Source organism: Acinetobacter entericus (assembly GCF_026168575.1).
Classification (GTDB): Bacteria; Pseudomonadota; Gammaproteobacteria; order Pseudomonadales; family Moraxellaceae; genus Acinetobacter; species Acinetobacter bouvetii.
On record NZ_JAPEQW010000020.1, the window covers coordinates 19,605 to 30,426 of the forward strand.

Sequence of the window (10,822 nt, forward strand, 5' to 3'; positions counted from 1 at the left end):
AAAGTTTGAGGGCAAATTATACAGAAAAAATATAAATTTTAGTAGTGACAGTTTATTGACAGACCCATTTTTTTGACCAGCAGCATGTTTTTTGGGTTTGTAAAGCTGTGTAATCAGATTAGAATAGCGCCACCTAGCCTTAATTTGCCCTGCACATGTCTGATTTAAATCAATCTCCCAGCCCCAAAGATCAACTTGATTTAGTCTATGGACTTAATGACCGTCCGAAACCTCTTGTTGCATTTCTTGCTGCATTTCAGCACTTATTAGCGATCATTGTACCGATCGTCACGCCAGGCCTGCTGATCTGTTTAGCTTTAGGCGTGTCCAAAGAAGACACCAATATGATTCTTTCCATGTCATTGGTGATCTCAGGCATTGCCACCTTTTTGCAATGTAAAAAGGTGGGCCCCTTTGGCGCAGGCCTGCTGATCGTTCAAGGCACCAGCTTTAACTTTATTGGCCCAATTATTGGCATCGGTTCAGCGATGGTTGCGGCAGGCACGCCTGTTGAAGCTGTCATGGCCTCTATTTTTGGCGTAGTGATTGCTGGCTCATTTATTGAAATGGGTGTTTCACGCATTCTTCCCTGGGTGAAGCAACTCATTACACCGCTGGTTACGGGCATTGTGGTGCTGTTAATCGGCTTGACCCTGATTAAGGAAGGCCTCATCAGCATGGGCGGCGGCTATCAGGCCATGAGCGATAAAACCTTTGCCAATACAGACAATTTAATTATGTCCTGTACGGTTTTAGCATTAATTATCATCCTAAACCGTGTGCGCATCACTTGGGTAAAAAGCTCCGCCATCTTAATCGCTTTAATTGTCGGTTATGTTCTTGCAGGCTTTATGGGGCATCTAAATTTCTCAGGCTTAGAAGATGCGCCGCTGGTGCAAATTCCAACACCAATGCACTTTGGCTTAAGCTTCTCTTGGAGCTTATTCATTCCCATGGCCTTCATCTACTTGGTCACCTCTTTGGAAGCCATTGGCGACATTACAGCGACCTCTAAACTGTCAAACCAGCCTGTAGATGGCCCAGAATGGATGCAGCGCATAAAAGGCGGCGTCCTGGTGAATGGCGCAAACTCTTTGCTTGCCGGCTTATTCAATACGTTTCCAAGTTCTGTATTTGCGCAAAACAATGGCGTGATTCAGCTCACTGGGGTTGCCAGCCGCTACGTCGGCATTTGGATTGCAGCGCTGCTGGTCATTCTTGGCTTATTGCCAGCCGTTGCAGGCGTGATTCAGGCTGTGCCGCAAGCGGTGCTGGGCGGCGCCGTCATGGTGATGTTTGGCGCAGTCGCAGCTTCAGGCATTAACATTCTTTCAGGCATCCATTTAGACCGCCGCGCTCTGCTGATCATTGCGATTTCATTAGCCTTAGGCTTGGGTGTTGCGCAAGTGCCGCAAATTCTGGAACACTTGCCTGAACTGTTCCGCAATATCTTCAGCTCCGGCGTCGCTACCGGCGGCATCGCAGCCTTGCTATTAAATATTATCCTTCCTGAAACGAAGAAATAATTTCATTTCAGTATGCACGGCGCCCAGCATTGTCTGGGCATCGTTTTTACTTAGGAGTAACAATCAATGGATCCAAGAAGTGAAGTAGTTCTTCGGCAGCAGGATTATCTGACGGGTTCTGTACTTTTTGTCAATGCGCCATGCGATGAATTGCAAGCGCATTTGCCTTCACAGGTCAATGCCCAGTTTTGGACATGGAATTACAACGAATCCCTGTACTTTCAGAAGCAGCAAGCCCCTATTCATTTTGGCATTGAATTGCCTGACGCCGATTTTGAACAGGCTGTCATCTTTGTTCCCAAGTCAAAAGAACTATTGAACTATGTGCTGCACCATGTGCTCAGCCGTTTGACAATTGGCTCATCTGTTTTTTTAGTCGGTGAGAAAAAAGGCGGTGTTGAGCGCGCAGCTAAACAGCTGCTGCCTTATGGCAGCGCCATTAAACTGGACAGCGCGCGCCATTGCCAAATGTGGCAATTGACCAGCAGCATCCGCACAGAACCGAAGCCGCTTGCAAGCTGGGTGCAGGAATATACAGTCCCTACCCCAAATGGTGATTTAAGCATTTGCGCACTGCCAGGCGTCTTCAGTCAAAGCAAGCTGGATGTCGGCACAGCTGTTCTTTTGCCCTACCTCTCAAAAGTAACGTCAGGGAAAATTGCTGATTTTGGCTGCGGTGCAGGGGTCATCAGCGCCTATTTAGCCAAACTGAATCCGAAAAACCGTATTTTCGCACTCGATGTGGACGCATTTGCTTTAGCCTCTACACAGCTGACTTTTGAGAAAAATAATCTTTTGCCAGAACAGCTTGAGATCAAAGCAGTCAGCGGCATTGAAGATGCGCCGCTATTTTTGCATGCCATCGTCAGCAACCCCCCATTCCATCAAGGCATACATACCGATTACAATGCCAGTGAAAATTTATGCAAGACCTCGCGCCGCCACCTGAAATCAGGCGGTGAGCTGTGGATCGTTGCAAACCGTTTTTTAAATTATCCAGTATTAATTGAGCAAAATTTTGGTCAGTGCATTACAAAAACGGATCAGCAAGGCTTCAAAGTGCTCTTCGCCAGCACTCAAAAAAATCTTAAGGAACAACGATGAGCGAAACCTCTCAACCGGCGCATCTCCAGCGTAAGCTTGGCGCCCGCCATCTGAATATGATCGCAATCGGCGGTTCTATCGGTACAGGTTTATTCCTTGCTTCAGGTGCAACCATTGCGAATGCCGGCCCAGGCGGCGCTTTATTGGCGTACTGCCTCATTGGCGTGATGATTTACTTCCTCATGACCAGTTTGGGCGAATTGGCAACACACAACCCGACTTCTGGCGCTTTCTTCACTTACGGCACAAAGTATGTTGAGAGCGGCTTCGGTTTTGCGCTGGGCTGGAACTACTGGTACAACTGGGCTATTACCGTGGCTTTTGAACTGGTTGCGGTACAGTTCATTATGAAATTCTGGTTCCCCGATATTCCAGGTTTCTATTGGAGCGCCATCTTCCTTGCTGTCGTGTTTGGCATCAATGCATTGTCGGTAAGAGGTTTTGGCGAGAGTGAGTTCCTTTTCTCCTTAGTTAAAGTCCTGGCGATTATCATTTTTATTGTCATTGGCATTTTTATGATTTTTAAAATCATGATGACGCCTAATGTCAGCGTTTTTGCAAACTGGACCAAAGGCGAAGCGCCTTTTGTTGGCGGCTTATCCGCCCTCATTGGTGTCGCCATGATTGCCGGTTTCTCTTTTCAGGGCACCGAAATGGTCGGTGTGGCGGCTGGTGAATCTAAAGACCCGCAAAAAACCATTCCTATTGCGATTAAACAGATTTTCTGGCGCATCCTCTTGTTCTATGTGGTGTGTATTTTCATTATCGGCACACTGATTGCATATGATGATCCGCGCTTATTGCAAGCCGCGTCCAGTGAAAATATTGCGCTGTCGCCTTTCACGCTGCTGTATGAAAAAGCCGGTTTTGCCTTTGCCGCGGGGCTGATGAATGCCGTGATTTTAACTGCAATTTTATCTGCCGGTAACTCAGGCATGTATTCCTCTACCCGCATGCTGTTTGATATGGCGAAAAATGGCAGCGCGCCAAAACTTTTCTCCAAATTAAATGCCCGCGGCGTTCCGATGAATGCATTATATGCAACCACGGTAATTGCTGCGCTTTGCTTCTTAACCACCTTTATTGGCGAACAAGCGGTATTTAACTGGCTTTTGAACATGTCCGGCATGTGCGGCTTTATCGTGTGGCTGGGGATTGCCGTATCACATTACCGCTTCCGCAAAGGATATTTAGCGCAAGGCCATAAACTGGAAGATCTTGCATACCGCGCGAAATTCTTCCCTTTCGCGCCTTGGTTTGCCTTTATTCTTTGCACCATTGTGGTATTGGGACAGAATTATCAAGCCATTCTGAATGGCGATTTACTAGGTGTGATTTCAACATACATTGGCATCTTCTTATTCTTAGTGATTTGGCTAGGCTACAAGTGGAAATACAAAGCCAAACTGGTGTCTTACCAAGCGATGGATGTTCGCCCAATGAACATTGACCGCGAGTGATCCCATTCCCAGATTACGCATAGCGCTTATAAAAAACAGTCTTCGGGCTGTTTTTTTATGTACAGCATGATCGATCTGCACTCTGTAAGAGCACAACCTGCTGACTGATTGGCTCAGCTATTGTGCTAATAAAAGCCTCGATCATCAATAACAATAGTTAGCAGGCAGATTATTTCTGGCGCGCAGCCGAAGCTTTTATACAACTGCAGGCATGGCGTCAGAACACAAATCACGCGTTCATCTATTGCATCAATCCATGAGTGATTGCCAGCCGAGCTAAAAAATGCAATAAGGTATGATCACAACGCCTTCTTCTGCATGCTGTATTTGCTGAGAAGCCTATAACTGAAGGCCCTCATCTGCATTTGGTTTGCCGCTTTGTTTCACTGTTTAAACACCCTATTGATGAAATCATGCTGAAAAATCATCTGCACAGCAAAAAGCCCGCAGTTAGAGACTAAACCCCATAAAAATTTAGCCAGCTTTAAGCTCAAATCACCTGTTTAATGACAACGGCTAAAACAATTCTAGAAAATAATAAGCAATAAAAAAGCAGCCTTACGGCTGCTTTTTTAGATCAGTTCAATAATAAATTATTGAGCTTGTTGACCTTCTACAACAACTGTACGGCTGCCAGAGATAGTCGCGAATACACGACGGTTCATAGCACGGCCTTCTTTAGTGTTGTTGTCAGCAATCGGTTGATCCCAAGCGAAACCTTGAGTAGTCAAACGAGATGCGTCAACGTTGTATTCATTTACAAGTGAAGATTTAACAGAGTTAGCACGAGCCAATGACAAACGTTCGTTCAATGCGCGTGGACCAGTGTTATCTGTGTGGCCTTCGATGCGAGCAGTAGCGTTTGGATATTCAACTAACTTCTCAGCAACTTTAGCGATTTCTGGCTTGTATTGATCTTTGATGTTTGATTTGTTTGTATCAAAGAACACACGAAGTTCCATGTTCAGATCTTCAGTCAACTCTTGTGGAGCTGGAGCTACAGGAGCTGGAGCTACAGGAGCAACTTCTACCACTGGAGCAGCTGGTTTCAAGTGACCGCCAAGAACTACATTAAGACCTGCCAAAGCAGTGTAGTTCCAGAAATCTTCGTCGATGTTGTAAGTCGCGCGAGCTTCAGTACGTAGAGACAAAGCATCGTTTAAGCGCCAGAAAGCACCAAGACCTGCGTTACCCAAAGTACCTTCTTCTTCAGTACCGCGGTAAGCACCGTTAAGACCACGAGCAGTTGCATTATCAAATTCGTATTTGTAATGGCCAGCACCTAGCAATACGTAAGGCTTGATTTTGCTGTCGTAGTTTTTAGTGATCAAATCAGAAGTAGCATAGAAGTTACCGTTGATTTGAGTTTGCTTGTATTCGCCTTGTTGAGGATCAACATCACCTTTAACTTGGTTGTATTCAGCTTCAAAGCCTAACCATGGAGTTAATTCAACACCAAGCGCAGCGCCAACGAACAAGTCGTCTTGAAGCTCTGGACCATTAGTCAGGTTACCATTGCTGTTATTGTGCTGAGAATCTTGGAAAGTGTAACCAAGCATTAATGGAGTAACAGTTACGCCTGCGTTTGCAGCTGCTAAAGGAGCAGCTACGAGCATTGCTAATGCAATACGACTCATTTTCATGGATTTATCCTCCAGAGATAAAAATTGTTGTTCAAGCTTAAGCCTAAATAAATTTGGCTATCCTGAGATAGGCTTTCTAATACCCCAGTTTTATTTTTAAGCTATTCACGTTGAATCATACAAACACTTTATTCTTTTTCCAAGTGCTTGATTAATCTAATCAAGTAAATTATTGACAAAATTACTTACAATTTCCGTTGTAATTCGGTAATTTTTTACTCAATTTATTCTTGTGAATCGCCTATTGTCACTTGCCTTTATTTTAGCAGTTTTATCAAATCTTGAGTAATAAAATTAACTGCTCTGTATAAGCCAGCATCAAAACCCTTTACTAATACCACGATTTTTATAAAAACAATATATAACAACAGGTCTAATTTCATGTTTCTTCTAATAAAAAATGGCTTCACATTATTTGAGCTCATCATTGCAACTGCTGTTTTAGCCATCATCACCGCCATCGCTTTACCGCATTTTCAACAACTCATGGCCGAACAAGAAGTTAAGTCAACTCTTTCCAAATTAACCTTAGCAAACAGGTCTGCAAAAAATTTAGCGCTTGTGCATCGCGCCAATATTGTGATTTGCCCAAGCAAAACATTGACGCAATGCGAATCTGCAAACTGGAACAGCGGCTTCATTGTATTTATCGATATCAATAAGAACCGGCTCGTAGACAGCACGGAAAAGGTTTTACAAACCGAAGTGCTCGATCTGAAATATGGTTCTCTAGACTGGAAAGGAACGCTCAGCATCCCCAGCCTTACCTTTCAAGCCCTATCCGGTTTGCCGATTGGTTCAAATGGCGGCTTTTATTACTGCTCATTGATGGGGCTGCCTCATCAAAAATTAAATCTCAGTAAAATGGGACATACACGAATTGAAAATATCAGTGCCTGCTAGAACTCATGGGTTTCATTCTGCACACCAATTGCGCTTTATTCTGTGAGATTTTTCAATATACTGCTCGGGTTAGGATATTTTTTAATTAAAAAATTTAGGAGAAATAACAATGACGGACATCGTAATTGTAAATGGCGCACGTACGGCTATGGGCGGTTTTCAAGGCAGCCTTTCTGGTTTAACAGCGCCTCAATTAGGCGCCGCGGCAATTAAAGAAGCTGTTTCTCGTGCAGGCTTGCAGCCGAACGATGTTGAAGAAGTCATTATGGGCTGTGTCCTTCCTGCCGGCTTAAAACAGGGCCCAGCGCGCCAGGCGATGCGTCTGGCTGGCCTGCCAGATTCTACAGGCGCAGTCACCATTAATAAGCTGTGCGGTTCAGGCATGAAAGCCGTCATGCAGGCAGCCGATATGATTAAAGCAGGTTCCGCCTCTATTGCGGTTGCCGGCGGCATGGAGTCTATGACCAATGCGCCTTATGTATTAACCAAAGCCCGTGCAGGCTACCGCATGGGCCATGGCGAAATTAAAGATCATATGTTCTTAGATGGTCTGGAAGATGCTGAAACAGGCCGTTTAATGGGTTCTTTTGCACAAGATATGGCAAATACCAAAGGCTATACCCGCGAACAAATGGATGATTTTGCCATCCGCTCTTTAAAACGCGCGCAAGCCGCGATTACAGAAGGCTATTTCGCCGATGAAATCGCGCCTGTAACTGTTTCTTCGCGTAAAGGCGATGTCGTTGTCGATAAAGATGAACAGCCGTTCAATGCCAACATCGACAAAATTCCGACTCTGCGCCCTGCTTTTGCCAAAGACGGCACCATTACGGCAGCCAACGCCAGTTCAATTTCAGACGGCGCTTCGGCTTTAGTGTTAACCTCTGCTGAGCATGCAGCCGCTAAAGGTTTAACGCCATTGGCTAAAATTGTAGCTTATGCCTCTAACTCGCAGCACCCTTCTGAGTTTACCATTGCACCGGTGGGCGCGATTCAAAAAGTGTTAACTCAAACTGGCTGGAATGCACAAGATGTCGATCTTTGGGAAATTAACGAAGCCTTTGCTATGGTTACCATGTGCCCAATGGACGAATTTAAGTTAGATGCTGACAAAGTCAACATCAATGGCGGCGCTTGCGCATTGGGCCACCCAGTCGGTTCGACAGGTTCACGCATTATCTTGACGCTGATTCATGCGCTTAAGCGCACTGGCGGCAAAAAAGGCATCGCTGCGCTATGCATCGGCGGCGGTGAAGCGACTGCAGTGGCGATTGAGGTGCTTTAATGCTTTATTATCTCTCTTAGCAAAGAGAGATTTAGAGGGATTATTCCTAAATCCTTCCCCTACCTCTCCTTTAATAAAGGAGGGGGACTGAAAGTCCCTCTCACAGAGGGACTTTTTTATGCTTACATTTTTTAATAGATTCACCATTTAAAGTTCAGAAAATCGTCCTAGAATTGAAGTGAAAAATAACAAAAATGGATGTTCACCATGCAGCTGAATCACTATCTGAACTTCAAAGGCAATACTGAAGCCGCCTTTAACTTTTATAAATCCGTGTTTGGCGGAGAATTTTCCGCGCTGATGCGTTATGGCGACATGCCCGCCCAAGAAGGCGTATCCCTCTCTGATGATGATAAGCAGAAGATTATGCATGTCTCCCTGCCGATTAATGAATGTACCGTGCTGATGGCATCAGACGTCAATGATCAGTTCTGCGCTCAAACCAACCAGCCCTTTACCGTGGGCACCAATCACTATATTTCGATCAATTTAGACAGCAGTGAACAAGATAAAGCGAAGCAGCTGTTTGATGCGCTGTCAAAAGGCGGTTCGATAGAAATGCCGCTCGACAAGACTTTTTGGGGCGCACTGTACGGCGCATTTACCGATCAATTCGGCATTAAATGGATGATCAACTGCCAGCTGGAAGAACGCTGATTTCACAAAATAAAAAGCCTCCTGATGGAGGCTTTTTTTGTACTCAGCTTTTATGCTTAAGCACCCGTTTGATAATGCGCTTGAGGCACAGCAGTCGAAGCCTGGTAAGGGTTGGTAAAGTCACCCAATCCAGCGGCCGCTTCCTGGATGTCCTTGCCTTCTTTCACTACAAAAGAATCAAAACCAGAACGCTTCATGTAATTCAATACATCTTTGAATACATCACCTGTTGCGCGAAGCTCACCTTGGTAGCCTTGACGGCGTAACAGCGCTGCAAATGAATAGCCGCGGCCATCATTGAAGCCAGCAAAGTCAATGAAGATGGAATCTAGCTGATCTAACGGGAACTGATGATCTTCAGGTGAAGTATCAACAGTGACGAACAGGCCTTTTTTACCAGACACATTCGCCAATTGATCCAATTGCTCAACTGTTAATACCACATCGCCTTGCGGCAGCGTGCCATCTTCACCAATTACTTGATAAGTATTGTCTGCAACAGAGCCGTCTTTAGAAAGGACTGGAAGTGCTGTATTAAGCATATGCGCGCTCCTTAAATGGCTGAATGCCGACACGGCGGTAAGTTTCAATAAACTCTTCGCCTTCCGTACGCAAATCTAAATACGTGTTCAGGATTTCTTCAATGATGTCTGGAACCACTTCAGCTGCGAAAGATGGCCCTAAGATGTCGCCAATCGATGCATCATGGTCTGCATTGCCGCCCAAAGTGATTTGGTAAAACTCAGCGCCTTTTTTATCGACGCCTAAAATACCGATATTGCCAACATGGTGATGGCCGCAGGCATTCATGCAGCCTGAGATATTCAGGTCAATGTGGCCAAGGTTGTAGACCGTATCCAAATCATCAAAACGGCGTGAAATCGCTTCCGAAATTGGAATCGATTTTGCATTCGCCAATGAGCAGAAATCACCGCCTGGGCAGCAGATAATGTCGGTAATGAAACCAATATGCGCGCGGGCAAGGTTGTTCTTTTCAAGAATTTGCCACAATTCAAACAGGTCTTTCTGCGGCACATCCACCAGAGAAATATTCTGTTCATGCGTGGTGCGCAATTCGCCAAAAGTGTATTTATCTGCAAGGTCCGCAATCAGGTTCATTTCTTCAACCGTCATGTCGCCTGGCGCAACACCTGCGCGTTTCAAAGAAATCGTAACAATGCGGTAGCCTGAAACTTTGTGCGCATTGGTATTGATATTGAACCATTGCTTGAATTTCGGCTCAGCCGCAAACTGCGCAGCAAAGTCTTCGTCTGCATAATTTTGATAATCAAATGGCGTGAAGTTTTCATCCATTTTCTTCAAGGTATCGGCATCAATTTTTAAAGTTTTGATGGTATGCGCAAATTCAGCTTCGACTTTTTCGGCAAATACCGCAGGCGTTAACGCTTTCACTAAAATTTTGATGCGCGCTTTGTATTTGTTGTCGCGGCGGCCATGCAAGTTATAGACGCGAAGCACCGCTTCTAAATATGCGATTAAATCTTCACGCGGCAAGAAATCACGGATAAAGCTGCCGATCACTGGCGTACGGCCTAAGCCGCCGCCGACTTTAATTTTATAGCCCATTTCGCCAGCTTCATTACGCACGATGTAAACACCGATATCGTGGAATGAGGTTGCTGCACGGTCAATTTCTTCAAGCGCTGATACAGCGATTTTGAATTTACGCGGCAGGAACGCGAATTCTGGGTGGAATGTAGACCACTGACGGATCAATTCACATGTCGGACGCGGATCGGCAATTTCACCTGCAACCACACCCGCATATTGGTCAGTCGTGGTGTTGCGGATACAGTTGCCTGAAGTTTGGATCGCATGCATTTGAACCGATGCAAGCTCTTGCAGCATATCAGGTACATTTTCCAGTGCTGGCCAGTTAAACTGAATATTTTGACGCGTAGATACGTGCGCATAACCGCGGTCATAGTCTTTTGCCAGCGATGCAACTTTACGCAGCTGCTGTGAATTCATTAGGCCATAAGGCACTGCAATACGCAGCATCGGCGCATAGCGCTGAACATATAAACCATTTTGAAGGCGCAGTGGACGGTATTCATCTTCCGTCAATTTTCCTGCTAAATAACGTTCCGTTTGATCGCGGAACTGTGCAACACGTTCATTAACCAGTTGCTGGTCAAAATCAGTATATAAATACATGGCGTACAGCTAGTAATTTCTATTATAACGATGCACAGCATAACGAGATTTGATCTATCAAGAAAA

Annotated in this window: 9 protein-coding genes; 6 read left to right on the top strand and 3 right to left on the bottom strand. The window is 45.3% G+C overall.

The window, feature by feature from the left end; translation table 11 throughout:
- Positions 1-155: 155 nt before the first annotated feature.
- From OKC24_RS14300 to OKC24_RS14310, 3 genes are all read left to right on the top strand, one after another.
- A complete protein-coding gene (locus OKC24_RS14300; RefSeq protein ID WP_131276069.1) occupies positions 156-1,526 on the top strand; it encodes a uracil-xanthine permease family protein in 1,371 nt (456 codons plus the stop codon).
- Positions 1,527-1,592: 66 nt separating this feature from the next.
- Positions 1,593-2,630 (top strand): methyltransferase, encoded by a 1,038-nt coding sequence (locus OKC24_RS14305; protein WP_130148014.1) that lies wholly within the window; start codon positions 1,593-1,595, stop codon positions 2,628-2,630.
- On the top strand, positions 2,627-4,090 hold the full coding sequence (locus OKC24_RS14310; RefSeq protein ID WP_130148012.1) for an amino acid permease: 1,464 nt from the start codon (positions 2,627-2,629) through the stop codon (positions 4,088-4,090). The genes OKC24_RS14305 and OKC24_RS14310 overlap by 4 nt, the downstream gene beginning before the upstream one ends.
- Positions 4,091-4,683: 593 nt before the next feature.
- On the opposite strand, the gene omp38 is transcribed toward OKC24_RS14310, so the two are convergent.
- Positions 4,684-5,733, bottom strand: a complete 1,050-nt coding sequence (gene omp38 / locus OKC24_RS14315; RefSeq protein WP_130148010.1) for an outer membrane protein Omp38 — start codon at positions 5,731-5,733, stop codon at positions 4,684-4,686.
- 381 nt (positions 5,734-6,114) lie between these two features.
- On the opposite strand from omp38, the gene OKC24_RS14320 reads away from it, so the two are divergent.
- The 3 genes from OKC24_RS14320 to OKC24_RS14330 all read left to right on the top strand — a co-directional run bounded on the left by OKC24_RS14320 (position 6,115) and on the right by OKC24_RS14330 (position 8,578).
- The gene (locus OKC24_RS14320; protein ID WP_130148008.1) at positions 6,115-6,636 is read left to right on the top strand and encodes a GspH/FimT family pseudopilin; all 522 of its coding nucleotides are present in this window, start codon (positions 6,115-6,117) and stop codon (positions 6,634-6,636) included.
- Positions 6,637-6,745: 109 nt separating this feature from the next.
- On the top strand, positions 6,746-7,921 hold the full coding sequence (locus OKC24_RS14325; RefSeq protein ID WP_265465770.1) for a thiolase family protein: 1,176 nt from the start codon (positions 6,746-6,748) through the stop codon (positions 7,919-7,921).
- Between the two features lie 207 nt (positions 7,922-8,128).
- Positions 8,129-8,578 (top strand): VOC family protein, encoded by a 450-nt coding sequence (locus tag OKC24_RS14330; protein WP_130148004.1) that lies wholly within the window; start codon positions 8,129-8,131, stop codon positions 8,576-8,578.
- 56 nt (positions 8,579-8,634) lie between these two features.
- Here OKC24_RS14330 and OKC24_RS14335 read toward each other — a convergent pair whose 3' ends face one another.
- Positions 8,635-9,120, bottom strand: coding sequence for a DUF934 domain-containing protein (locus tag OKC24_RS14335; RefSeq protein WP_130148002.1), 486 nt, complete (start codon positions 9,118-9,120; stop codon positions 8,635-8,637).
- Positions 9,113-10,756, bottom strand: coding sequence for a nitrite/sulfite reductase (locus OKC24_RS14340; RefSeq protein WP_130148000.1), 1,644 nt, complete (start codon positions 10,754-10,756; stop codon positions 9,113-9,115). Before OKC24_RS14340 ends, OKC24_RS14335 begins: the two co-directional genes overlap by 8 nt.
- Positions 10,757-10,822 lie beyond the last annotated feature (66 nt).